Origin of the sequence: Streptomyces sp. NPDC127084 (assembly GCF_042724175.1) — a bacterium.
Taxonomy (GTDB): Bacteria; Actinomycetota; Actinomycetes; order Streptomycetales; family Streptomycetaceae; genus Streptomyces.
Window position 1 is genome coordinate 1 of record NZ_JBHXFA010000433.1, and the last position, 390, is coordinate 390.

A 390-nucleotide genomic window follows, 5' to 3' on the forward strand; every position below is an offset into this window, starting at 1 on the left:
ATCTGCCGCTGTGGCAGCAGTTCACGGACTACTGCGGCAAGGCGCTCACCGGTGACCTCGGGACGTCGTACCAGTTCCGGGCGCCCGTCATCGACAAGATCGGCGAGGCGCTGCCGAACACCCTGCTGCTCACCGGCACGGCCTTCGTGCTGTACACCGCGCTCGGCATGTTCCTCGGCACCAGGTCGGCATGGCGGAACGGCAGTCTCTCCGACCGGCTCAACACCGGTCTGGCGCTGACCCTTTACTCCGTCCCGTCGTTCTGGCTCGGGCTGCTGCTGATCATCGTGTTCTCCGTGGGCGTGGGCCCGATCCCCGGACTGTTCCCGACGGGCGGGATGGAGTCGGGCGGCAAGGAGGGCTTCGCGTACGTGCTGGACGTCGCCCACC

General features: G+C 67.7%; 1 pseudogene. It reads left to right on the forward strand.

The features are described 5' to 3' along the window. Window positions 1-390: pseudogene (locus tag ACFWI9_RS34780) on the forward strand (ABC transporter permease); the annotation flags it as partial.